At 71.7% G+C, this 21,912-nt stretch carries 26 protein-coding genes; 19 read left to right on the forward strand and 7 right to left on the reverse strand.

Annotated elements, in window-relative coordinates:
* Positions 1-36 precede the first annotated feature (36 nt).
* From KDK95_RS17215 to KDK95_RS35895, 4 genes are all read left to right on the forward strand, one after another.
* Positions 37-891: a 2,3,4,5-tetrahydropyridine-2,6-dicarboxylate N-succinyltransferase gene (locus tag KDK95_RS17215; protein ID WP_212519205.1), complete on the forward strand. Its 855-nt coding sequence runs from the start codon at positions 37-39 to the stop codon at positions 889-891.
* Positions 892-906: 15 nt separating this feature from the next.
* The gene (dapE, locus tag KDK95_RS17220) at positions 907-2,001 is read left to right on the forward strand and encodes a succinyl-diaminopimelate desuccinylase (RefSeq protein WP_212519206.1); all 1,095 of its coding nucleotides are present in this window, start codon (positions 907-909) and stop codon (positions 1,999-2,001) included.
* 137 nt (positions 2,002-2,138) lie between these two features.
* Complete coding sequence (locus KDK95_RS17225; protein WP_212519207.1) at positions 2,139-3,311, forward strand: alpha/beta hydrolase; 1,173 nt, start codon at positions 2,139-2,141, stop codon at positions 3,309-3,311.
* Between the two features lie 172 nt (positions 3,312-3,483).
* Positions 3,484-4,197, forward strand: a complete 714-nt coding sequence (locus KDK95_RS35895; RefSeq protein ID WP_372463339.1) for an LOG family protein — start codon at positions 3,484-3,486, stop codon at positions 4,195-4,197.
* On the opposite strand, the gene KDK95_RS17235 is transcribed toward KDK95_RS35895, so the two are convergent.
* Complete coding sequence (locus tag KDK95_RS17235; protein ID WP_212519209.1) at positions 4,187-5,518, reverse strand: adenosylmethionine--8-amino-7-oxononanoate transaminase; 1,332 nt, start codon at positions 5,516-5,518, stop codon at positions 4,187-4,189. The two genes, KDK95_RS35895 and KDK95_RS17235, sit on opposite strands and share 11 nt — an antisense overlap.
* A gap of 75 nt (positions 5,519-5,593) precedes the next feature.
* On the opposite strand from KDK95_RS17235, the gene KDK95_RS17240 reads away from it, so the two are divergent.
* Both KDK95_RS17240 and KDK95_RS17245 read left to right on the forward strand, forming a co-directional pair.
* Positions 5,594-5,992, forward strand: a complete 399-nt coding sequence (locus KDK95_RS17240; RefSeq protein ID WP_212519210.1) for a DivIVA domain-containing protein — start codon at positions 5,594-5,596, stop codon at positions 5,990-5,992.
* 119 nt (positions 5,993-6,111) lie between these two features.
* Complete coding sequence (locus tag KDK95_RS17245) at positions 6,112-6,678, forward strand: GrpB family protein (protein ID WP_212519211.1); 567 nt, start codon at positions 6,112-6,114, stop codon at positions 6,676-6,678.
* An 86-nt stretch (positions 6,679-6,764) separates the two neighbouring features.
* Here the strand turns inward: KDK95_RS17245 and KDK95_RS17250 are convergent, their stop codons facing one another.
* A complete protein-coding gene (locus KDK95_RS17250; protein ID WP_307844419.1) occupies positions 6,765-7,586 on the reverse strand; it encodes an enoyl-CoA hydratase/isomerase family protein in 822 nt (273 codons plus the stop codon).
* 256 nt (positions 7,587-7,842) lie between these two features.
* On the opposite strand from KDK95_RS17250, the gene KDK95_RS17255 reads away from it, so the two are divergent.
* The 4 genes from KDK95_RS17255 to KDK95_RS17270 all read left to right on the forward strand — a co-directional run bounded on the left by KDK95_RS17255 (position 7,843) and on the right by KDK95_RS17270 (position 10,298).
* Positions 7,843-8,010: a DUF3117 domain-containing protein gene (locus KDK95_RS17255; RefSeq protein WP_211244467.1), complete on the forward strand. Its 168-nt coding sequence runs from the start codon at positions 7,843-7,845 to the stop codon at positions 8,008-8,010.
* A gap of 542 nt (positions 8,011-8,552) precedes the next feature.
* Positions 8,553-8,867: a hypothetical protein gene (locus tag KDK95_RS17260; protein WP_212519213.1), complete on the forward strand. Its 315-nt coding sequence runs from the start codon at positions 8,553-8,555 to the stop codon at positions 8,865-8,867.
* Between the two features lie 190 nt (positions 8,868-9,057).
* Positions 9,058-9,798 carry an RNA polymerase sigma factor SigE gene (gene sigE, locus KDK95_RS17265; protein ID WP_212519214.1) on the forward strand — a complete coding sequence of 247 codons (741 nt, stop codon included), beginning with the start codon at positions 9,058-9,060 and terminating at the stop codon, positions 9,796-9,798.
* 2 nt (positions 9,799-9,800) lie between these two features.
* Positions 9,801-10,298: an anti-sigma factor family protein gene (locus KDK95_RS17270; RefSeq protein WP_212519215.1), complete on the forward strand. Its 498-nt coding sequence runs from the start codon at positions 9,801-9,803 to the stop codon at positions 10,296-10,298.
* Between the two features lie 67 nt (positions 10,299-10,365).
* Here KDK95_RS17270 and KDK95_RS37015 read toward each other — a convergent pair whose 3' ends face one another.
* Positions 10,366-10,500 carry a hypothetical protein gene (locus KDK95_RS37015; RefSeq protein WP_282971427.1) on the reverse strand — a complete coding sequence of 45 codons (135 nt, stop codon included), beginning with the start codon at positions 10,498-10,500 and terminating at the stop codon, positions 10,366-10,368.
* 210 nt (positions 10,501-10,710) lie between these two features.
* On the opposite strand from KDK95_RS37015, the gene KDK95_RS17275 reads away from it, so the two are divergent.
* On the forward strand, positions 10,711-11,115 hold the full coding sequence (locus KDK95_RS17275; RefSeq protein ID WP_212519216.1) for a sec-independent translocase: 405 nt from the start codon (positions 10,711-10,713) through the stop codon (positions 11,113-11,115).
* Between the two features lie 89 nt (positions 11,116-11,204).
* The gene (locus tag KDK95_RS17280) at positions 11,205-11,876 is read left to right on the forward strand and encodes a hypothetical protein (RefSeq protein WP_212519217.1); all 672 of its coding nucleotides are present in this window, start codon (positions 11,205-11,207) and stop codon (positions 11,874-11,876) included.
* 93 nt (positions 11,877-11,969) lie between these two features.
* On the opposite strand, the gene KDK95_RS17285 is transcribed toward KDK95_RS17280, so the two are convergent.
* The 4 genes from KDK95_RS17285 to KDK95_RS17300 form a co-directional block, all read right to left on the reverse strand.
* Positions 11,970-13,124: an Mrp/NBP35 family ATP-binding protein gene (locus tag KDK95_RS17285; protein ID WP_372463337.1), complete on the reverse strand. Its 1,155-nt coding sequence runs from the start codon at positions 13,122-13,124 to the stop codon at positions 11,970-11,972.
* A gap of 26 nt (positions 13,125-13,150) precedes the next feature.
* Positions 13,151-13,582 carry a DUF1003 domain-containing protein gene (locus KDK95_RS17290; protein WP_212519243.1) on the reverse strand — a complete coding sequence of 144 codons (432 nt, stop codon included), beginning with the start codon at positions 13,580-13,582 and terminating at the stop codon, positions 13,151-13,153.
* 110 nt (positions 13,583-13,692) lie between these two features.
* A complete protein-coding gene (locus KDK95_RS17295; protein WP_307844422.1) occupies positions 13,693-14,991 on the reverse strand; it encodes a magnesium transporter MgtE N-terminal domain-containing protein in 1,299 nt (432 codons plus the stop codon).
* A gap of 117 nt (positions 14,992-15,108) precedes the next feature.
* The gene (locus KDK95_RS17300; protein ID WP_212519220.1) at positions 15,109-15,648 is read right to left on the reverse strand and encodes a hypothetical protein; all 540 of its coding nucleotides are present in this window, start codon (positions 15,646-15,648) and stop codon (positions 15,109-15,111) included.
* A 185-nt stretch (positions 15,649-15,833) separates the two neighbouring features.
* Here KDK95_RS17300 and KDK95_RS17305 point away from each other — a divergent pair, with 185 nt between their 5' ends.
* The 7 genes from KDK95_RS17305 to KDK95_RS17335 all read left to right on the forward strand — a co-directional run bounded on the left by KDK95_RS17305 (position 15,834) and on the right by KDK95_RS17335 (position 21,797).
* Positions 15,834-16,733, forward strand: a complete 900-nt coding sequence (locus KDK95_RS17305) for a DMT family transporter (RefSeq protein WP_212519221.1) — start codon at positions 15,834-15,836, stop codon at positions 16,731-16,733.
* Between the two features lie 46 nt (positions 16,734-16,779).
* On the forward strand, positions 16,780-17,739 hold the full coding sequence (locus tag KDK95_RS17310) for an HpcH/HpaI aldolase/citrate lyase family protein (protein ID WP_212519222.1): 960 nt from the start codon (positions 16,780-16,782) through the stop codon (positions 17,737-17,739).
* A gap of 50 nt (positions 17,740-17,789) precedes the next feature.
* Positions 17,790-18,059, forward strand: coding sequence for a type II toxin-antitoxin system Phd/YefM family antitoxin (locus KDK95_RS17315; RefSeq protein WP_212519223.1), 270 nt, complete (start codon positions 17,790-17,792; stop codon positions 18,057-18,059).
* Entirely contained in the window at positions 18,049-18,504 is a 456-nt protein-coding gene (locus tag KDK95_RS17320) for a type II toxin-antitoxin system VapC family toxin (RefSeq protein ID WP_212519224.1), read from the forward strand. The genes KDK95_RS17315 and KDK95_RS17320 overlap by 11 nt, the downstream gene beginning before the upstream one ends.
* A 129-nt stretch (positions 18,505-18,633) precedes the next feature.
* Complete coding sequence (locus KDK95_RS17325) at positions 18,634-19,827, forward strand: acyl-CoA dehydrogenase family protein (protein WP_212519225.1); 1,194 nt, start codon at positions 18,634-18,636, stop codon at positions 19,825-19,827.
* 30 nt (positions 19,828-19,857) lie between these two features.
* The gene (locus tag KDK95_RS17330) at positions 19,858-20,811 is read left to right on the forward strand and encodes an alpha/beta fold hydrolase (protein WP_212519226.1); all 954 of its coding nucleotides are present in this window, start codon (positions 19,858-19,860) and stop codon (positions 20,809-20,811) included.
* Between the two features lie 149 nt (positions 20,812-20,960).
* Entirely contained in the window at positions 20,961-21,797 is an 837-nt protein-coding gene (locus KDK95_RS17335) for a hypothetical protein (RefSeq protein ID WP_212519227.1), read from the forward strand.
* The last annotated feature ends 115 nt before the right edge of the window (positions 21,798-21,912 follow it).

Below are 21,912 nucleotides of genomic sequence, written 5' to 3' on the forward strand. Positions count from 1 at the left end.
GTGGGCCCGTCACAGGTCCGCACTAAGATGACCGCCATGACCGTGCCACAGACGCCCTCCGCCTTCACCTCCCCGATCCCCGCCGTGATCGACGAACTCTGGGAGCGCCGCGCCGAGCTCTCCCCGGCCGACACCGAGGCCCGCGGGCTCGTCGTCGAGGCGGTGGACCTGCTCGACACCGGTGCCGCGCGCGTCGCGTTCGTGGACCCGGCCACCGACGAGGTCGTCGTGGACGAGCGCGCCAAGCGCGCCATCCTGCTCACGTTCAAGCTGCTCGAGATGGTCGAGAACCGTTTCGGCGACTTCCACGTGCACGACAAGGTGCCGCTGAAGACGACGTTCGACGGCGTGCGCGTGGTGCCCGGCGCCATCGCCCGCTGGGGCAGCTACTGCGCCCCCGGCACGATCCTGATGCCCTCGTTCATCAACATCGGCGGCTACGTCGACTCCGGCACGATGATCGACACCTGGGCGACCGTCGGCTCCTGCGCCCAGGTCGGCAAGAACGTGCACGTGGCCGGCGGCGTCGGCATCGGCGGCGTGCTCGAGCCGCCGAACGCCAAGCCCGTGGTGATCGGCGATGACGCGATGCTCTTCTCGCGCTGCATCGTCGTCGAGGGCGCCCGCGTCGGCAAGGGCGCGGTCGTCGCCTCCGGCACGATCCTGACCGCGTCGATGCCGGTCATCGACGTGGAGACCGGCGAGGAGATCAGCCGCGGCCACATCCCTGACTACGCGGTCGCCGTCGGCGGCACCCGGATGAAGAAGTTCGCGGGCGGCGAGTTCGGCCAGCCGGCCGTGCTCGTGCTCAAGCGGCTCACCGAGGGCGAGCGCCACGACAAGGCGCAGCTCAACGACATCCTGCGCGACAGCGGCGTGGCCACGGGCTGAGAGGGAACGATCCTGATGCCCACTGTGCTCGATCTCTCCCTCGACGCGGCGGCGCTGACCGCCGCGCTCGTCGACCTGCCCTCGGTCAGCGGCGACGAGCAGGCGCTGGCCGACGCGGTCGAGCAGGCGCTGCGCGAGCTGCCGCTGCTGCGCGTGGACCGGTACGGCAACAACGTGGTCGCGCGCACGCGGCTCGGCCTGGCCGAGCGGGTCGTGCTGGCCGGGCACCTGGACACCGTGCCGATCGCCGAGAACCTGCCGTCGCGGCTGGAGGGCGAGCGGCTCTACGGCTGCGGCACGACCGACATGAAGAGCGGCGTCGCGGTCCAGTTGAAGATCGCGTACGAGGTGGGCCGGGCTGACGGCGCGTCACCCGACCGCGATCTGACGTTCGTGTTCTACGACTGCGAGGAGATCGAGGCCGCGCGCAACGGCCTCGGCCACCTGGTGCGCGAGCACCCGGACTGGCTCGCGGCGGACTTCGCGGTGCTACTCGAGCCGACCGACGGCCGGATCGAGGGCGGCTGCAAGGGCACGATGCGGGCGCGGATCACCACGCGCGGGGTGCGCGCGCACAGCGGCCGGGACTGGCTGGGCGTCAACGCGATCCACGCCGCGTCGGCGGTGCTCACCCGGCTGGCCGAGTACAAGGCCCGCGAGGTGGAGGTCGAGGGCCTGGTCTACCGCGAGTGCCTGAACGCCGTCGGTGTCTCCGGCGGCGTGGCCGGCAACGTCATCCCGGACGAGTGCGTGGTCACGGTCAACTACCGCTTCGCCCCGGACCTGACCGAGGAACAGGCCGCAGAGCACATCCGGGCCGTCTTCGCGGACTTCGAGGTCGAGATCACCGACAGCGCGCCGGCCGCCGCGCCGGGCCTTTCGCTGCCCTCGGCGGCCGAGTTCGCCCGCGTGGTCGGCGGCGCGCCGGAGGCGAAGCAGGGCTGGACGGACGTGGCCCGATTCGCCGGTTTGGGTGTACCCGCGGTCAATTACGGACCCGGCGACTCCCGGCTCGCCCATACTCGGGGGGAGTTCGTGGAGGTGGCCCGGATCGCGCAGGCGGTCGAGCGGATGCGCGCCTGGCTCGGCCTCGACGCAGGGTCTCGCTGAGATCACGGGTTAGTGGCAGTCTGAAGATAATCTGAGGTCCGTCGAAACCTCTCCAAGGGCCCGATCGTCGCAGTGATGGAGAAGAGAGATCGTCCTGCGGAGGCAGGAGCGCCGAGTGGGAGCAGGGTGCAAGGGCTATGGGGCTGACCAGCGGGGGATTCTTCGCCCTGGTGATCGTGGGAGTCGTGCTGTTTCCCGCGCTCACCCTGCTGCTGTGGAACAGGCTGCCGGGACCGGGGCCGGTCAGGTTCGGCTCCCGGCTCGGGCTGATCCTGCTGTCGCAGTCCATGGCGGTGCTGCTGGCCGCGCTGTGGATCAACAACTCCTTCCAGCTCTACTACTCCTGGTCCGACCTGATGGGGAACAACGGGGCGACCGGCGCGATCCAGGCGGCCACGCCGCAGGTGGTGAAGACGACGGTCGCGGCCAAGGGCGGGGTGAAGTCCGACGCGCTGCCGAACTTCAAGCTGTTCACCCAGGTGCACGGCATGCAGTACGGCACGGAGTACCAGGTCGCCATCACCGGCCCGCAGTCCAAGATCACCGGCAGCGTCGACGTGTGGCTGCCGTCGCAGTACTCGGAGTCCGCGTACAAGAACGAGCGCTTCCCGGTCGTCGAGCTCTTCCCCGGCACCCCGGGCACGCCGCAGACCTGGCTGACGGCCATGCAGTCGCCGTGGGTGGTCAGCCGGCAGGTCGCCTCCGGCGAGCAGCGGCCCGTCGTGCTCGTCGCGGTGTCCATCAACGTGGACGGCCGGCACGACCCGGACTGCTCCAACATCCCCGGCGGCCCGCAGGTCGCGACCTGGCTCACGCAGGACGTGCGCAACCTGATCACCACCTCGTTCCGGGTCACCTCCTCGCGGGACGGCTGGGGCATGATGGGCTACTCCGAGGGCGGCCTGTGCGCCTCGAAGCTGGCCCTGCAGTACCCGAACCTCTACTCGGCGGCGGTCTCGATAAGCGGCGACGACCACCCGGACGGCGACCTGCTCAAGCCCGGCACCACCGCGTACAACGAGAACTCGCCGCTCTGGCTGCTCAAGCACCGCAAGCCGGCGAACGTGGCGCTGCTGCTGACCGGCACCGAGCAGGACAGCGACGTCGCCTCCGAGGCGGCGGCGATGGCGAACGCCGTACGCTCCCCAACGGTGGTCGACACGCTGATCTCGCCGCGCGGCGGCCACAACATCGGCGTGTGGAAGTCGGTCGAGCCGCAGTCCTTCGTCTGGCTCTCCCAGCACCTGACCGCCTCGAACACCACGACGTACAGCGCTTTGCCGGAAATGCTCGACAGCGTCATCGGCTAGAAACGGCAGCCGTGCGGTGACCGGCTAACGTGGCTGTGTGACTGAAAGAGAGACGGAGCGCACGGGCGCTCAGGAGAACAACCGCCCCGGCAACGGGGGCGGCCCCGGCAACGGGGGCGGCCCCGGCAACGGGGAGCACCGCCGGCACGTCAAGGAGCGCTTCCGCGGCCCGGTGCTGCTGCGCCGCAAGCAGATCCCGCCGTCCGACGGCACGACGACCGACCAGCGGCTGCTGGAGTCCGAGGGCACGACCGACTGGCTGCACGAGGACCCGTGGCGGGTGCTGCGGATCACCTCCGAGTTCGTGGCCGGCTTCGAGACGCTGGCCGAGATCGGGCCGGCCGTGGCCGTGTTCGGCTCGGCCCGCACGAAGGTCGACACGCCCGAGTACCTGATGGGCGTCGACGTGGGCCGACGGCTCGCCAAGGCGGGCTTCGCGGTGATCACCGGCGGCGGCCCCGGCGCGATGGAGTCGGGCAACCGCGGCGCGGTCGAGGGCGACGGGCTCTCCGTCGGCCTCGGCATCGAGCTGCCGTTCGAGCAGGGCCTGAACGACTACGTGGACCTCGGGCTGAACTTCCGCTACTTCTTCGTCCGCAAGACGATGTTCGTGAAGTACGCGCGCGGATTCGTCGTGCTGCCCGGCGGCTTCGGCACGCTCGACGAGCTCTTCGAGGCGCTCACCCTCGTGCAGACGCAGAAGGTGACGTCCTTCCCGATCGTGCTGGTCGGCACGGCCTACTGGTCCGGCCTGGTCGACTGGCTGCGGCACTCGGTGGTGGACGGCGGCAAGGCCTCGGTCACCGACCTGGACCTGCTGCACGTCACGGACTCGGCCGAGGAGGCCGTCGAGATCATCCGCTCGGCGCGTCCGGTCAAGCGCTGAGCGAGGCCTTCGCGGCCGCCGCCATCGCCGCGCAGATCGCGGCGACGTCCCCGTCCTCGGCGGGGTAGGGCGGCATCGTGTAGATCAGATCGCGGAACGGACGCAGCCAGACGCCGTTGTCCACGGCCGCGTCCGTGGCCGCCGCCATGTCCACCTCGCGCTCCAGCTGGACGACGCCGATCGCACCGAGCACGCGCACGTCGCGCACGCCCGGCATCGCCCGGACGTCGGCCAGCCCGGCGCGCAGCCCGCCCTCGATCCGGGCCACGTCCTGCTGCCAGGGCACGCCGCCGCGCAGCCGCGGGTCCGTGAGCACGTCCAGCGACGCGTTGGCGACGGCCGCGGCGAGCGGGTTGCCCATGAACGTCGGTCCGTGCGCGAGGATCGGCACCTCGCCGTTGCTGATGCCCTCGGCCACCCGCGTCGTGCACAGCGCCGCGGCGAGGGTCAGATAGCCGCCGGTCAGCGCTTTTCCGACGCACATCACGTCCGGGCTGATCCCGGCGTGCTCGGCGGCGAACAACGCGCCGGAGCGGCCGAAACCGGTGGCGATCTCGTCGAACACCAGCAGCACGTCGTGCTCGTCGCACAACTCGCGCAGAGTGCGCAGGTACGCGGGAGAGTGGAAGCGCATGCCGCCCGCGCCCTGAACGATCGGCTCGACGATCACGGCGGCGAGCTCGCCCGCGTGACGCGCCATCAGCTCCTCGAGGTGCGCGACGTACGTTTGGTCGGGGTCGGTTTCAAAGCCCGATGGGGGCTCGTCGGCGAAGACCTGCTCGGGCAGCACGCCGCGCCAGAGGCTGTGCATGCCGCCCTCGGGGTCGCACACGGACATCGGGTGGAAGGTGTCGCCGTGGTAGCCGCCGCGCCACGTCAGCAGCCGCCGCCTGGCCGGACGGCCCACCGAGCGCTGGTACTGCAGGCACATCTTGATCGCGACCTCGACCGAGACCGAGCCCGAGTCGGCGAGGAACACGTGCCGCAGCGGCTCGGGGGAGAGCTCGACGAGGCGCTCGGCGAGCCGGATCGCCGGCTCGTGGGTGAGGCCGCCGAACATCACGTGCGCCATCCGGTCCAGCTGCGCGTGCGCCGCCTCGTCGAGCACCGGGTGCCGGTACCCGTGGATCGCGGCCCACCACGAGGACATCCCGTCGATCAGCCGGGTGCGCTCGCCGGACGGCAGCCGCACGTCCAGGCGCACCCCCTCGGCTCCCGTCACCAGCAGCGGCGCCACCCGCCCCGGCATCGGTCCGTAGGGGTGCCACACATGTGCCCGGTCGAGGTCGAGCAGGTCCCTCGTATTCTCAGATCGCTCCACGGGCACACGGTATCCCGGGCACGGTAAAGTGCCTCGCGCGGGAGCATGCGGTGAAAGACGAGAGGCGACGGTCTGATGTTCTGGTTCCAGCTCTGCGTGGTCGTCGCGCTGCTGATCGCGGTGGGCTGGGTCGCCGTCGGCGGCGGCGGCCACATGTCCCCGCCGACCCCGGACCGGCCGGACCCGGCCGTCCCGGACACCGGCCTGCTCGGCCGCGGCGACGTGGACAAGGTGCGCTTCTCGGTCGGCGCCCGCGGCTACCGGATGGACGAGGTGGACGACGTCCTGGACCGGCTCGCCTACGAGATCGACGTCCGGGAGCGCCGGATCGCCGAGCTCGAGGGCCGCGAGCCCTCGCAGGAGGCTGAAACGCGGGTCACCGGGCCTGTCGCCGAGCTCCCGGCCGAGCACCCCGTTGAGCACCCCGCCGAGCACCCCGCGGAGACGGCGCAGGCGCCCGAAGTCGACGGGTGAAGGCGCTCACTACTTCCGGTGATTTCCGCGTGACGTCTTGACGCCGCCCGCGCGGCGCGGTTTCCTGGCAGCACCCCGACCCCAACCTGCGTTGTGCGGACGTGTCCCGGAGGTGCGGTGTGGCCCAGCAGATCGCCCAGGAGACCCTCGACCCGACGCCGGTCCGGCTAAGGCCGCATGACGACCGCTGGTCCGGCTACTTCCAGCAGTACCGGAGCCTGATCGCCGGCGCCCTCGGCGACCGGGCCGTGCTCGTCGAGCACATCGGGTCCACCGCCGTCCCCGGACTGCTCGGCCGGGCGTGCGTGGACATCCTGCTCGCGGTCGCCGAGCCGGACGCCGAGGAGGACTACCGGGCCGAGGTCGAGGCGCTCGGCTTCATCCTCCAGCAACGCGAACCCGATCGCCGGATCTTCGCCAGCGCCCGCCGGCACGCGCCGGGGACGCCGCAGTGCCAGGCCCGCCTGTTCGTCTGCCGCTCCGGCGGCACGTGGGAGTTCGACCAGTTGCTGCTGACGCACTACCTCGGCGCGCACGAGGAGCGGCGCCAGGCGTACGCGGACCTCAAGCGGCGCCTGGCCAAGGTGCACCGCGACGACCCGGACGGCTACGCGCGCGCCAAGCGCTACTTCCTGCGCGAGACGGTCCGGCTGGCGCACCGCTCGTTCTTCGCGCCGGATCTCTGAAGGCCCCGGTTCCGAGCCGGCGCCCATTCCTCGGGCGCCCCATCCCGGAACCGTCCGCCTCCTCGGCGTCGGTTGCCTCCCCGACGTCAGCTGTCCGCAGGCTGCCCGGTGAAGTTCGGCTTCCGCTTCTCCAGGAACGCGTTGACCGCCTCCATGTGGTCGGCCGCCGTGAAGCAGCGGACCTGCATCTCGTCCTCCTTCTCGAGGGTCTCGGCGAGGCTGTGCGTCGCGCCGTACGCCACCGACTCCTTGATCGCGGCGTACGAGACGGTCGGCCCGGCCGCCAGCTTCTCGGCGAGCTCGCGGGCCCGCTCGGCCAGCGCGTCGGCGGGCACGACCTCGGTGAACAGGCCGAGCTCCAGGGCGCGCGCGGACGGGATCGTCTCCGGCTGGAGCAGCAGCTCGACCGCCTTCGACTGGCCCACGACACGCGGAAGCGTCCAAGAAGTTCCGGAGTCCGCGCTCAGCGCCACGCCCGCGAACGCGAGATTCACTCCGGCGGAGTCCGCCGCGATGCGGAAATCACACGCGAGCATGAATCCCGCGCCCGCTCCGGCGGCCACCCCGTTGACCGCGGCGACGACCGGCTTGGGCATGCCAGTGAGCAGCAGGGTGATCGGATTGTAGTGCTCGCGCACGGTGGTGCTGATGGTCTCGTTGTCGCCCGCCAGCACCTTGGTCATGTGCTCGCGCAGGTCCTGCCCCACGCAGAAGGCGCGCCCGGTCCCGGTCAGCACGACGGCCCGCACCTTGGGGTCGCCGCTCGCCTCGCGCAGCGCTGCCAGCAGCGCGTTCTTGGTCGCCACGTTCAGCGCGTTCATCGCCTCCGGCCGGTTGAAGGCGATCGTGGCGACCGCGCCGTCCACCGTGTAGACGACGGGTTCCGGCTGTGCACTGTCAGCGGTCACAGTGGGTTCCTCTCCCTCTTGGTTCACCCAGCAAGTTACTCGCTGGTAGGGCTGAGGGCCAGATGTCCGGACCGCCCGTGTTCCGCGCCGGGCGGACGCGCTCCTTTTCGCAGTGTCGGTGTGATGCGGGATAATGGGACAGGTCAGGGTGTCCGTGTGCGCTGAGTACGGAGAGCGCGTCGGTCTGGTAGCCGGGGCGCGCGGTTCCGCGGATGCGGTCGACCGTACGAGGCCCACAGCAGGAAGGGGAATCAGCATGGCGGCGATGAAGCCGCGAACGGGCGACGGCCCGCTCGAAGTGGTCAAGGAGGGGCGCGGCATCGTGATGCGGGTTCCGCTCGAAGGCGGCGGTCGGCTTGTCGTCGAACTCAACGCCGAAGAGGCGGGCGCCCTCGGCGACGCCCTGAAGAACGTCATCGGCTGACCCGGTCCCGGCCGGCGAAGGCCCCCGACCCCCGCACCGGGGTCAAAGCCAACAAAAAAGTGGGCCAAGGGGCCGAGCGGGAAGCGGCGATGTCGAGTCCGGACGGCGGGCGCGCGGCGCGCGAGCCCGCCTTTCGGCGTATTCAACCCCGGTCACCCTGACGCGTCAACCCGTCACCCTCGGCGATCGGCCGCCTTCCTGCAATCCGGCCGCGGTTGTCGCCTCTGCAGGGGCGGCAGAGGAACGGGTGCGATCGGCCGCCTTCCCGTGATCCGGTCATGGCTGTCACGTCTGCCGCGGCAGATGGGGACGGATGCGATCGGCCGTCTTCCTGCAATCCGGCCGCGGTTGCCGCCTCTGCCGCGGCAGATGGGGACGGATGCGATCGGCCGCCTTCCCGTGATCCGGCCGCGGTTGTCGCCTCTGCCGCGGCAGATGGGGACGGATGCGATCGGCCGCCTTCCCGTGATCCGGCCGCGGTTGTCGCCTCTGCCGCGGTAGTCGGGAACGGGTGCGACGGAACGCCTTCCCGTGATCCGGTCATGGCTGGCACCTCTGCTGCGGCGGCCGGGGAACGGATGACGTGCGGCGTCCGTCCAAGCGGCATGACCGCATTGCGCGCTGCCCTTCTCGCGGCGGCGTTCCTCCTCGCGCTGGCCGCTCCGGTGATCTACTTCGTCCACGTTCGCGAGTCGATCCCCGGGATGCACTGCATGGCGTACGGGCCGAACGGCCCGGTCTGCCCGGCCGCGAGATACGTGCGTCACACCGGGCTCGCGACGGGCGCGGCGCTGCTCGCCCTCCTGCTCGTCGGCGGCGCCGCGTTCCTGCCGCGGCGCCGCCGGAACCGCGGCTGACCTGCCGGGGAACACGGCGCATCGGCCACTCGTTGATCCGGTGTCCAGTGCTCGGCCGGCCGTCGGTTCGGCGAGTGGGCCTAAGTTGACAGGCTCTGTGTCAACTTTCAGGCCGTTCTCAGGCGTGGCGAAGGGGCAGCAGGCTATGGTGTCTAGTGCAGCGGTACTCGAAAAACGAGGAGGTCGTGCCGTGGCGCTCGGGGGCGATGCTGACCACACTGGAGCCGACGCGGCGGATGCGGACGGAACGCAGCCGGCGCAGTCCGGCGCGCAGCCGGACGAGTCCGTCCAGCCGCGGGCCGGCGAGAGCTCCGCGGGCCTCGGGCCGAGCCCCGTCGACTGGACCCCGCCGTCCTGGGAAGAGGTCGTGCGGACCCACTCGGCGCGGGTGTACCGGCTGGCCTACCGCCTCACCGGCGACCGGCACGATGCCGAGGACCTCACGCAGGAGGTCTTCGTCCGCGTCTTCCGCTCGCTGAGCACCTACGCCCCGGGCACCTTCGAGGGCTGGCTGCACCGGATCACCACGAACCTCTTCCTCGACCAGGCCCGGCGCAAGTCGCGGATCCGCTTCGAGGGCCTCGCGGAGGACGCCGCCGAGCGGCTGCCCGGCCGCGAGCCGACGCCCGCGCAGGCGTATTTCGACACGCACCTCGACGGCGACATCGAGGCGGCGCTCGCGGCGCTGCCGCCGGAGTTCCGCGCCGCGGTCGTGCTCTGCGACATAGAGGGCCTCTCCTACGAGGAGATCGCCGCGACCCTCGGGGTCAAGCTCGGCACCGTCCGCTCCCGGATTCACCGCGGCCGCGCCCAGCTGCGCGCCGCGCTCGCCCACCGCGACCCGCGCAACGCGGAGGCGGACGAGGCGATCGACCCGTTGGAGGAGACCCAGGGCGGCAGCCGGGGTCGTGGCGGCAAGGGAGCCCGCTGATCATGGCACTGTTCGGCGACCACCTCGGCCCGCGTCTCGCCGCGCTCGTCGACGGCGAGCTCTCCCATGACGACCGCGACCGCGCCCTCGCGCACATCGCCGGCTGCGCCCAGTGCCGCAGCCTGGTCGAGTCCGAGCGCGCGCTGAAGAACCAGCTCGGCGCGATGGCGATGCCCGAGCCCTCGGCCCGCCTGATGGCCGCGCTCTTCCAGATCCCCCAGTCGCACGGCAACCGCCGCGACTCCGACGACCCGCCCTCCGGCGGGGCCGGCGGAGGCGGCGGCCGCTCCGGCGCGCTCGGCGGTCTGTTCGGCCGCTCCGCGGCCTTCCTGCCGGAGTTCGCGGTCGGGCTGCGCCCGCTGTCCTCGCCCTCGGGCGAGCCGGAGGGCGAGGACCCGGCCGGCCACGGCTTCGCGCGCGTCGGCCAGTTCCCCTCGCCCGCGCGGGCGGAGTACCCGCAGCCGGTGCTGAGCCTGCGCCCGGCGTGGTTCGTCAAGTAGTCCGCACGCACCGAGTAGTCCGCACAAGCCAAATAGTCCGCGCGCACCAAGTGGTCCGCGCGAGCGGTTAGCCGCGGCCGGTGCTGAGCATGCGCCCGGCGTGGTTCGTCAAGTAGCCCTCGCGCACCAAGTGGTCCGCGCGGGCGGAGTACCCGCGGCCGGTGCTGAGCCTGCGCCCGGCGTCGTTCGTCAAGTGGTCCACACACACGCTCGACCACTGACGCGCCCGGCCGGACGGCCGGGCGCGCCGTTCGTGTAACAGCTGCGCTCCGAGTTCCCCATCCGGGATGCGATGTTCGGGGAGCCTCTGTCACCGGGCGGGTATCGGGGATTACTGTGGAAGGCGACACAGACCTGCCGCGCCGACGCCCCGCCCCGCAGAGCCGCGCCTGAGACCCGCCGGAGCCTTGCGATGTTCTTCGACTTGTCCCTGCCCGAGATAGTCGTGCTCCTCGGGCTCGGCGTGGTTCTGTTCGGTCCTGACAAGCTGCCGCAGGCGGCCGCGAGCGCGGCCCGGTTCCTGCGCCAGGTGCGGGCGTTCAGCGACAACGCGCGCGAGGATCTGCGCAAGGAACTCGGTCCGGAGTTCGACGGCCTCAACTTCGAGGACCTCAACCCGAAGACCTTCGTGCGCAAGAACCTGCTCGGCGAGGGCGAGGAGCTGCGCGACCTGCGCAAGGACATCAACGGCACCCTGAACGAGGCGGCCAGCCTCAACGCGGCCGCCGTCCCCGCCCCGCGGCCGACCGCCGCCGCCAACGGGAGCGCCGCGCTCCCGGCGGGCGAGCAGCCGCCGTACGACGCCGACGCCACCTGATCGCCGCCGGTCCCGCGATCCGCTCCCGCCGAGGGAGCGCCGGGCCCGCGGCGCGGGGCGTCGCCCGGCAGAAGGATTGCGAGGACCGGATGCTCGGTCAGAATCCGCCTGAGACCGCCGGCTTCTCCCCGGACGGCACCGAGGGCCTCGACGGCCCCGAGTCCGGCCGGGCCGACGCGCTCTCCGGCTTCATCTCCTCCGGCCTGCCCTGGTACGGCCTGGACGCCGGCTGGCAGGGCGCGCGCGACCTCGGCTCGGTGAGCACCGGGCCGGACGGGATCGTGGAGTTCGGCACGCTGCGGCACGGCGACCCGCCGGCGACCCGCCCGGACTCGCGGGCCCAGCGGCGCTCCGTCACCGTGCTGACGATGGCCAGGCTCGGCCGCCGCCCGGTCTACAAGCCCGGCGGCGAGCAGGCCGGCACGGTCGAGGCGATGACCGTCGGCTCGGCGGCCGCCCTCGCCGGGGTCGGCCTGGTCCAGGACAACTGGCCCTGGGACCTGGAGACGAGCCTGCGCCAGCAGTGGCTGGACCAGCAGGTCGAGCTGGCCTACCAGGTCTCCGACTCGCTGGCCGGCCCGCCGTGGCAGCCGCTCACCCTCCCCGTCGGCCAGCAGCAGCAGCCGTTCCACTACCGCGAGTCCCCGTACGGCTGGGTGATGGCCGCGTCCCGGCCGGACTGCTTTCTCGCCGCCTACGGGCGCGGCGTGTCGGCGTACTCGCTGGCCTTCGTGCGGGTCGATCCGCGGCTCTACGGCTGAACCGCGGCTGGAAAAGCGGCGGACCCCGGCGGATGACTCCGCCGGGGTCCGATCCCGCTATGACAGGTCGTCAGCTTACCGTGTCCGGGAAGATCATCTTCCCGCGGGCGAGACGCTGAGCGACATGCCGACCAGACCGCGCGAACGGACCGTCAGCTTCTCCGCCACCGAGCACAGCACCTGCGAGGCCGCGGCCTCGGGCTCGGCGAGCACGACCGGCACGCCGCCGTCGCCGCCCTCGCGCAGCCGCAGGTCGATCGGGATCTGCCCGAGCAGCGGCACGGTGGTGCCGGTGACCCGGCTGAGCGCGTCGGCCACGGTCTGCCCGCCGCCGCTGCCGAAGACCTCGACCTTCTCGTCGCAGTGCGGGCAGGGTATCCAGGACATGTTCTCCACGACGCCCGCGATCCGCTGCCGGGTCTGCAGCGCGATGGTGCCGGCCCGCTCGGCCACCTCGGCCGCGGCCTGCTGCGGCGTGGTGACCACCAGGATCTCCGCGTTCGGCACGAGCTGGGCGACGGAGATCGCCACGTCGCCGGTGCCCGGCGGCAGGTCCAGCAGCAGCACGTCCAGGTCGCCCCAGTAGACGTCGGCGAGGAACTGCTGCAGCGCGCGGTGCAGCATCGGGCCGCGCCAGACCACCGGCTCGTTGCCCGGGGTGAACATGCCGATCGAGATGACCCGCACGTCGTGCGCGACCGGCGCCATGATCATGTCCTGCACCTGGGTCGGCCGCTCGGTCACGCCCAGCATCCGCGGCACCGAGTGGCCGTAGATGTCGGCGTCCACGATGCCGACCTTCAGGCCCTTGGCCGCCATCGCCGCCGCGAGGTTCACCGTCACGGAGCTCTTGCCGACGCCGCCCTTGCCGGAGGCCACCGCGAACACCCGGGTCAGCGAGCCCGGCTTGGCGAACGGGATCTCCCGCTCGGCCCGCCCGCCGCGCAGCGTCGCCTGCAGCTCCTGCCGCTGCTCCTGGCTCATCACGTCCATCTCGACGGCGACGGAGGTGATCCCGTCCAGCGCGCCGACCTCGGCGGTGATGTCGGTGCGCAGCTTGTCCTTGAGCGGGCAGCCGGCCACGGTCAGGTAGATGGCCACGTTCGCCGCGCCCGCGGCGTCGACGGCCACCGATTTCACCATGCCGATCTCGGTGATCGGGCGGCGGATCTCAGGATCCTGCACGCGCGCGAGCGCGGCGCGGATCTGCTCTTCGGTGACGACGGAGGCGGCTGTCATACCGCCCATACTAATCAGTAACCGGACGGGGCCGGTCACCGATCCTCGGCGCGCGCCTGATCCAGCTCCTTGAACAGCGACTGCAGCTCGGAGCGCAGGAAGTCGCGGGTGGCCACGTCGTTGACCGCGAGCCGCAGCGAGGCGACCTCGCGCAGCAGGTACTCGGTGTTGGCTATGTTCTGCTCGTCCCGGCTGCGGTCCTGCTCGGCCTGCACCTTGTCCCGGTCCGCCTGCCGGTTCTGCGCGAGCAGGATCAGCGGCGCGGCGTACGCGGCCTGGGTGGAGAACGCCAGGTTCAGCAGGATGAAGGGGTACGGGTCCCAGCGGATGCCGCGGGTGACGACCAGGATGTTCAGCGCGATCCAGACGATCACGATCGCGGTCTGGATCACCAGGTACTGCGCGGTGCCGAAGAAGCGGGCGAGGTCCTCGGAGGCCTGGCCGAACTTCTCGACGTCGACCTTCATCCTCGGGCGCAGCGAGGGGCGCGGCCGCAGGGCCTTGGGCTGATCCAGCCGCAAGCCCTCTGCGAGCTCGGCACGCCGGCGCCGGTGCGTGCGCTCGTTCTCCTGCGCGGTCACGGCTGAACCTCCTCACTGTCCTCGTGGTGCAGTTCGCGGTGCCGCCAGTCGGCGGGCAGCACGTGGTCGAGCACGTCGTCGACGGTGATCGCGCCGAGCAGGTGCCCGGCCTGGTCCACCACGGCCGCCGCGACCAGGTTGTACGTCGCCATGAACGAGGTGACCTCGTGCAGCGGCTGCTCGGCGCGCAGCGCCTCGATGCCGGTGTCCACCGCCGCGCTCACCAGCGTCGAGGGGGGCTCGCGCAGCAATCGTTGGAAGTGCACGGTGCCGAGGTAGCGGCCGGTGGGCGTCTCCAGCGGGGCGCGGCACACGTAGACCTGGCTGGCCAGCGCGGGGGAGAGCTCGGGCGTGCGGATCCTGGCCAGCGCCTCGGCCACCGTCGCGTCCGGCGGCAGGATGATCGGCTCGCTGGTCATCAGGCCGCCGGCCACGTCGTCCGAGTAGCTCAGCAGCCGCCGGACCGGGGCCGCCTCGTCCGGCTCCATCAGCTCGAGCAGCCGCTCGGCCTCCTCCGCCGGCAGGTCGCCGAGCAGGTCCGCCGCGTCGTCCGGGTCCATCTCCTCGAGCACGTCGGCCGCGCGCTCCACCTCGAGCCGCGCCAGGATCTCCAGCTGGTCGCCCTCGGGCAGCTCCTCGAGCACGTCGGCCAGCCGCTCGTCGTCGAGGGCGGCGATGACCTCGCTGCGGCGCCGCGGGTTGAGCTCGTGCACGGCGCGGGCGACGTCGGCCGGGCGCATCTGGTCGAAGGTGGCCAGCAGCGCGGCGGCCTCCTGCTGGCCGGGCTCGGGCGCGCCGAACCCGCTCAGCGACTCCCAGTCCACGATGACGCTCTCGCCGCGGCGCCGCAGGCCCTTGCCCGGGTACTGCACGAAGACCTTGACGACCTCCCAGTCGCCGGGGCCGGTCTGCTCGATGGCGACGTCCTTGACCTGGACCTCGTCCTTGCCCTCGTCGCGGGAGAGCAGCCGCACCCGGCGGTCGAGCAGCTCCGCCAGCACCAGCGTCTCGTTCGGGCGCTGCTGGAACCGCCGCATGTTGATCAGGCCGGACGAGATGACCTGGCCGTTCTCAATCGCGGTGACCCGGGTGATGGGCAGGAAGATCCGCCGCTTGCCGGTGACCTCGGCGACCAGGCCGAGCACCCGCGGGCGCTCGTGCGCCTCCAGCGGAAGCTGCACGATGACGTCGCGGACCCGGCCGACCTGGTCGCCGTCCTGGTCGAAGACCGCCTTGCCGGCCAGATGCGACACGAAGATCCGGGCGTTCGCCTTGGTAGACCCGATCTTCGCCACCCACATGCCTTTCGCCCGGGAACCGTGCTGGTCCCACGCCTGCTCCTGCGCTCAGGCTATGGGTACCGCGGCATGTCGGGCAATCCGTGGCCACGGTGGGCCGCCGGGGGTGAACTCTCAGCGAACGCGGCGGGTCACGGTCGTGGCCGGGCCGGACTGCACGGCCGCGGCCCCGCTGCCGCGCGCGTAGCGTCCCGGGCCCTCGAGCAGCGGCCCCTGCGGTGCGATCCGGAAGATCGCGGACCGCTCGGCCCAGCGCTCCGGCTGGCCCTCGCCGTCGTGCGCGTTCAGCCGCTTGCCGTGCAGCGTGGGGACGACCTCGGCCCACTCGGCGGTGTCCGGCAGCACCCGGCCGACCAGCCCGGACCAGGTGGCCAGCCGGCCGCCCTTGTCCTTGGAGCGCACGGTGACCCGCACCAGCTGGCCGTCGGACAGGCCCGGCACGTTCTGCTCGCCGCCGCCGGTGACCAGGTACACCGCGCCGCGGCCCTCGTGCTCCTGCCAGACGTGCCACACCGCGCGGTCGCGCAGCCCGGGCACGGCGATCCACAGCAGGCTCGACTTCTTACAGGCCTCCTCGACGAGCGAGAAGTCGGGCAGGGAGAGCGTGGCTGCGGCACCGTGTGAGAGCGGAGCCGGGGACTGCGGCGGGGTCATGGTCAAAGACTTTCCCACAGTGCTCTGCGGCGCCTGTCAGTGGGACGGCTTGTAGAAGTTCGCGGGTCACGTGGTATCCGCCGGATCCGCTTGTACCCTGGTGGCATCCCCACCGTCACAGGTCCCCGCTGGAGCTACCCCTGACCACGACCGCGCCCGCCGCCCCGATATCCGCGCCCTCTGCGGTGCACCGCCCCGCCAGGGCGGACGTCCCGACACTCGTCGTCGGGGTCCTCGGCGTCGGCACCTCGGGGCCGCTCATCGCCGCCACCCGCGCGCCCTCGCTCGCGATCGCGTTCTGGCGCAACGCGATCGGCGCCGCCGTGCTCGCGCCCTACGCGCTGCTGCGCCACCGCGCGGAGCTGCGCTCGCTCAGCCGCGGGCAGTGGCTGCTCGCGCTGGCCTCGGGCCTCTGCCTCGGCCTGCACTTCTCCACCTGGACGCCCAGCCTGACGATGACGTCGGTCGCCTCGGCCACGGCGTTCGCGGCGACGCAGCCGATCTTCGCGGCGCTGATCGCCCGGCTGCGCGGCGAGCACGTGGCCCGGCGCGCGTGGACCGGCATCCTGGTCTCGGTGCTCGGCGTCGTCGCGCTCTCCGGCGTCGACCTGAGGCTCTCGCTGCACGCGTTCCTCGGCGATCTGCTGGCGCTCGCCGCGGCCGTTCTCGCGGCGATCTATATGACGCTCGGCTCCAAGGTGCGCCAAACGGTGTCGCTGACGCCGTACGCGACCGTGTGCTACGGCACCGCCTCGTGCACGCTCGCGCTGATCGCCGCCGTCGGCGGCCAGCACCTGCTCGGCTTCGGCTCGAACGCGTGGCTGAAGATCCTCGCGCTCACGGCCGGCGCGCAGTTGCTCGGCCACACCATGTTCAACCGCGCGCTGAAGACGACGAGCGCGACCGTCGTATCCGTCGTCATCCTGCTCGAGGTGCCGATCGCCGCGCTGCTCGCGGCCGTCTGGCTCGGGCAGGTGCCGAGCATCTGGGCGCTGCCGGGCGCGGTGCTGATCCTCGCCGGACTCGTCGCGGTAGGCACGGCGAGTGGCGCGCATCACGAAGCGGACCCTGCTACCGGCGGGTAACCTCACAGAAACGACGGTCCGAACCCTCCTCGGGAAGGAACCACCCATGCCGCAACAGAACCGCCCGCGCCGCTCCTGCCTCGCCGTGCCGGGCTCGAACCCGCGCTTCCTGGAAAAGGCCCAGTCGCTGCCCGCCGACCAGGTCTTCCTCGACCTCGAGGACGCCTGCGCGCCGCTGGAGAAGGAGGGCGCCCGGCTCAAGATCGTGGACGCGCTCAACAACGGCGACTGGGGCGGCAAGACCCGCACCGTGCGGGTGAACGACCTGACGACGCACTGGACCTACCGCGACGTGGTCACCGTGGTCGAGGGCGCCGGCGCCAACCTGGACTGCATCATGCTGCCGAAGGTGCAGGACGCCGGGCAGGTTGTCTGGCTGGACCTGCTGCTCACCCAGATCGAGAAGACGATGGGCTACGAGGTCGGCCGGATCGGCATCGAGGCGCAGATCGAGAACGCCAAGGGCCTGGTCAACGTCGACGCCATCGGCGCCGCCTCCCCGCGCATCGAGACCATCATCTTCGGCCCGGCCGACTTCATGGCCTCGATCAACATGAAGTCCCTCGTCGTCGGCGAGCAGCCGCCGCTCTACGACGTCGGCGACGCGTACCACTACATCCTGATGCGCATCCTGATGGCCGCGCGGGCGAACGACGTGCAGGCGATCGACGGCCCCTACCTGCAGGTGCGCAACCCCGAGGGCTTCCGCAAGGTGGCCGGCCGCTCCGCCGCGCTGGGCTTCGACGGCAAGTGGGTGCTGCACCCGGACCAGATCGCCATCGCCAACGAGCTGTTCGCGCCGACGCAGGAGGACTACGACCACGCCGAGCTGATCCTCGACGCCTACGAGTGGTGCACCTCGGAGGCGGGCGGCAAGAAGGGCTCCGCGATGCTCGGCGACGAGATGATCGACGAGGCCTCCCGGAAGATGGCACTGGTCATCGCGGGCAAGGGCCGGGCCGCCGGCTACACCCGCACGTCCAAGTTCGAGCCGCCGCAGGCGTAGCGGACGTGTGACCGGGTGCCGCTCGGTGGCACCCGGTGCTACCTTTTGATATGAGCCTTCAGCCAGAGGTCACCCAACGGGATCTGCGGAACCGGTCGAAAGAGATCATGGATGCGGTGGCACACGGGCGCGCCTTCACGGTGACCCGGAACGGGCATCAGATCGGGGAGCTGATCCCGATCCGTCGGCACCGCCGCTTCGTCTCACGCGCCGAGTTCGCAGCGATGTCGCGCAACGCTCCTCCCGTCGATCTGGAGGCGTTCCGCGCTGACCAGGAAGCCGTGCTCGACGAGTACCAAGACGATCCGTATGAGCGTTAGACGCCATCCGCAGGGATTACTGGACACGAACATCATCATCCTGCGCGAGTGGATCGATCCGGAGGAACTGCCGGACGAGATGGCGATCAGTTCCGTGACGCTCGCCGAGTTGTCGGCGGGTCCGCATCTGGTGCGCGCTGCCGCGGAGAGTCCGGGGTACGACGAGGCGGCGGAGCGTGCCCGCCGCATCGAGGTGCTGCAACGTGTCGAAGCCGAGTTCGATCCCATCCCTTTCGGGGCGGACGCCGCGCGTGCGTATGGTCGCGTGGTCGCCGCCGTGGCCGCGATCGGCCGCAGTCCTCGCCGCCGGATGGCGGTTCAGCAGATCGCGGCCGTGGCATTGGTCGAGTCGCTGCCGCTGTTCACGACGAACCCGGACGACTTCGCCGGGCTGGGCGAGTTGATCACCGTCGTGCCCGTGATGCGGCCGCCGGTTTTGCGTTGAGCTCGTCGAGGACCGGGCAAAGAATGGCGTCCGCCCCTCTTTCCAGCCCGCGGCCGACTGTGGATACTGACCGGTAACCATCAGCCCCGCATCCTCTGGGAGCGGGAGCATCGACAAGGGAGTCACCGCATGGCACGCCTCGCCCGGACCGAGGGACTGACCGAGATCCAGCAGGAGATCCTCGCCACCGTGCACACCTTCGTGGAACGGGAGATCATCCCGGTGGCCACGGAGCTGGAGCACGCCGACGAGTACCCGGCCGAGATCGTCAAGGGGATGGCCGAGCTCGGCCTGTTCGGCCTGATGATCCCGGAGGAGCACGGCGGGCTCGGCGAGTCGCTGCTGACCTACGCGCTCGTCGTGGAGGAGATCGCCCGCGGCTGGATGTCCGTATCCGGCATCTTGAACACGCACTTCATCGTCGCGTACATGATCAAGCAGCACGGCACCCCGGAGCAGCAGGCGTACTTCCTGCCGAAGATGGCCGAGGGCGAGGTGCGCGCGGCGTTCTCGATGTCCGAGCCCGCGCTCGGCTCCGACGTCGCCGCGATCACCACCAAGGGTGTGCGCGACGGCGAGGACTACCTGATCACCGGTCAGAAGATGTGGCTGACCAACGGCGGCACCTCGAACCTGGTCGCGCTGCTGGCGAAGACCGACGAGGGTGCGGACACCCCCTACAAGAACCTGACGACCTTCCTGATCGAGAAGGAGCCGGGCTTCGGCGAGACCCGGCCCGGCCTGACCGTGCCCGGCAAGATCGCGAAGATGGGGTACAAGGGCGTCGACACCACCGAGCTGGTGCTGGACAACGTGCGCGTAGGAGCCGACCGGGTGCTCGGCGGCGCGCCAGGGCGCGGCTTCGCGCACATGATGGACGGCGTCGAGGTCGGCCGGGTCAACGTCGCGGCCCGCGCCTGCGGCATCGCGCTGCGCGCCTTCGAGCTCGGCATCGCCTACGCGCAGCAGCGCGCCACCTTCGGCAAGCCGATCGCGCAGCACCAGGCGATCCAGTTCAAGCTCGCCGAGATGGCCACGAAGGTCGAGGCGGCGCACCAGATGATGGTGCGCGCCGCGCGGGTCAAGGACTCGGGGCAGCGCAACGACCTCGAGGCGGGCATGGCCAAGTTCCTCGCGGCCGAGTACTGCAAGGAGGTCGTCGAGGACTCCTTCCGGATCCACGGCGGCTACGGCTACTCGAAGGAGTACGAGATCGAGCGCCTGTACCGCGAGGCGCCGATGCTGCTGATCGGCGAGGGCACCGCCGAGATCCAGAAGATGATCATCGGCCGCCGCATCCTCGAGGAGTACAAGCTGCGGTAGCCCCGGCGCCGCGGGGTTAGTCTGCGGTGCATGAGCGACTCGCCGCGGATCCCCGGCCGCCTGGTCCGACTGGCCGGCTCGGCCACGCACGTCGTCGTCGAGCCCGGGCCGGCCGGCGTGCCGCCGGTCGTGCTCAGCTCCGGCCTCGGCGGCGCCTGGTACGACTGGGACCGCGTCGTGCCGCTGATCGCCGGGCTCGCCCCCGTGCTGCGCTTCGACCGGCCGGGGCTCGGCTGGTCCGAGCCCGCCGCGCTGCCGCCCACGCTGGCCGGCGAGGCGGACCGGATCAGGGCCCTGCTGACGACGCCCGGCGTGCTGGCGCCGGACGCGCCGCCGGCCGGCCCCGCCGTGGTCGTCGGCCACTCGCTCGCGGGCTTCCACGTCGAGGCGTTCGCGCGGCTCTTCCCGGAGCTGACGGCCGGCGTCGTGCTCGTCGACGCATCCGCCGAGCCGGAGGCGGCCGGCCCCGAGCCCGAAACGGCCGCACAACGGCGTCTGGCGCAGTGGCGGACGGTCGGTGAACTCGCGGGGCGCACCGGCCTCGCCGGGCTCGCCATGCCGCGTCTGCGGGCCCTGGCGATCCGGCTCTCCCGCAACGGCGGATCAGACCTCGCCGATCCCGCCGACGTCGCGGCCACCGCGGCCTCCGGCAGGCTGCTGACGAGCGCGCTGCTGGAGAACGCGACGTACGACGCGCTCGCCGCGCAGTTGCTGGAACTGCGCTGCGAGAAGCCCTTCCCGCAGGAGCCGCCGCTGCGGGTGATCGCGGCCTTCGGCAGCACTCCGGCGGTGCGCGCGCTCCCGTTCGCGGCCGGCAGGGTCAGCCAGCGCAACGAGAGCTGGCTCGCCCGGCAGCGCCAGCTGGCGGAGCTCTCTGAGCGGGGCAGGCTCATCGAGCTCGCGGACAGCGCGCACTACGTCCCGTTCGACCGGCCGGACGCGGTCGCGGAAACCGTTCGCGAGCTCTTGGCGTCGCTCGACTAGACTCGACGCGCGGACCGGTCCCGCGGACCACCTGACGCAGCCCGGCCCGATGCGGCAGGATTGGGGTCGGCGAACCACCGGTCGCCGCACGGCACAGGTGTCCCCGAATGCGAGCGACGCTAGGAACCAGGGAGGGCCAGAACACTCCGATGGCAACGTATTACGTGATCGCCCGCATGGACGGCACCCGGCAGATCGGCCCGGACCGGCAGGTGGTGGACCTCGCCGCCGCGCTGGAGCGCGGCATCACCCAGTTCATCGTCGAGACCGCGCCCGGCTCGGACGAGCAGCCCGCGCCGGACGCCGAGCGCGAGCCCTACGGCCTGCTGCTGCATCCGGAGCCCGCGCAGACCGGCCTCGGCATCGCCGACGACATGACCCTCACCCTCGGCGTGGACGGCGCCTTCCGGCTCTTCCAGCTCCAGGCCGTGCCCGCGCCCGAGCACTACGTGCCGGTCTCCTCGGTCGGCGCCCAGGCGATCGTCACCCGCGAGTTCCTGGCCACCGCCGAGGTGCCCGCGTGGTGGGCCTACGGCCCCAGCGGCCGCCGGGTGCTCGGCCTGCTGTACGCCCTCGCCGGGCTCAAGCGCGAGCAGCTGGACAAGATCGGGCGCCGGATCGACGCGGCCGGCCTCGGCTTCGCGAAGGACAAGTTCGACGCGCTGGCCGCCGCCGACAGCGCGATCGGCGACTCCGGCCGCTCCGGCGCCGCCCGGCTGGCCCGCGGGTACGCGCGCGCCGCCACCTACGGCACCTGGGAGAAGGACTCGGCCCTGAGCCACGCGGCCTCCGCCGCCGGCGACGTGGCCTACGTGCTGACCGTCGCCGACCTGCTCGAGGAGGAGGTGCTCGACCGCCTCGCGCACTGGCTCGCGCCGGAGATCGCCGACATCGGCTTCGGCGGCGAGGACGAGGAGTACCCGAAGCCCGGCCAGCCCGAGTTCGAGCCGGAGTCCGAGCCGGAACCCGAGGCGCAGGAGGCCTGAGCGATTCCGGTGCCCCGCGCCGCGCGTCGCCCGTCCGCCGAAAGCCGTGCGGCGGCGCGCAGTGCGGCCGAGCGCTGTGCGGCGGGCGCTCTGCGGCGGGCTCGCGCGGCGTGTG

This window comes from Actinospica acidithermotolerans (assembly GCF_018139625.1).
GTDB classification, from domain to species: domain Bacteria; phylum Actinomycetota; class Actinomycetes; order Streptomycetales; family Catenulisporaceae; genus Actinospica; species Actinospica acidithermotolerans.